At 63.2% G+C, this 862-nt stretch carries 1 protein-coding gene; it reads right to left on the bottom strand.

Annotated features, from left to right (window positions below):
* A partial coding sequence (prpC, locus tag BTH42_RS23705; protein ID WP_075303607.1) for a 2-methylcitrate synthase occupies positions 1-862 on the bottom strand: 862 nt, incomplete at both ends.

The following is an 862-nucleotide window of genomic DNA, read 5'->3' as shown; positions in this document are numbered from 1 at the left end:
TGTTGCCTGCCTCTTTCGACAGCTTCTTCGCGACGTCCTTGATCACCTTGTTGCGCGGGTCCGAGATCGTGTACACCGGATGGCCGAAGCCGATCACCACTTCCTTGTTCTCGACGCGGCGGCGGATGTCGGCTTCCGCTTCGTCGGGGGTCTGATAGCGCGACTGGATTTCGAACGCGACTTCATTCGCGCCGCCGTGCTTCGGGCCGCGCAGCGCGCCGATCGCGCCGGTGATCGCCGAGTAGATGTCCGATCCCGTGCCCGCGATCACGCGGCCGGTGAACGTCGAGGCGTTGAATTCATGCTCGGCATACAGGTTCAGCGACACGTGCATCGCGTCGACCCACGATTTCGACGGCTCGACGCCGTGCAGCAGATGCAGGAAATGGCCGCCGATCGAGTCGTCGTCGGTTTCGACTTCGATGCGCTTGCCGTTGTGCGAGTAGTGGTACCAGTACAGCAGCATCGAACCGAGCGAGGCCATCAGCTTGTCGGCGATATCGCGCGCGCCCGGCAGGTTGTGGTCGTCTTTCTCGGGCAGCACGGTGCCGAGTACCGATACGCCGGTGCGCATCACGTCCATCGGGTGCGCGGCGGCCGGAATCCATTCGAGCGCGGCTTTCACGTTCGCGGGCAGGCCGCGCATGCCTTTCAGCTTGGTCTTGTAGGCGGTCAGTTCGGCCTGGGTCGGCAACTTGTCATGCACCAGCAGATAGGCGATTTCTTCGAATTCGCACGCGCCGGCGATGTCGAGGATGTCGTAGCCGCGGTAATGCAGATCGTTGCCGGTCTTGCCGACCGTGCACAGCGCGGTGTTGCCCGCGGTCACGCCGGACAGCGCGACGGATTTTTTCGGCTTGAA

The sequence above is a fragment of the Burkholderia sp. SRS-W-2-2016 genome (genome assembly GCF_001931485.1).
Taxonomy (GTDB): Bacteria; Pseudomonadota; Gammaproteobacteria; order Burkholderiales; family Burkholderiaceae; genus Paraburkholderia.
The sequence above is the reverse complement of the archived record's forward strand: the minus strand, read 5'-3'. Positions and strand labels throughout refer to the sequence as shown.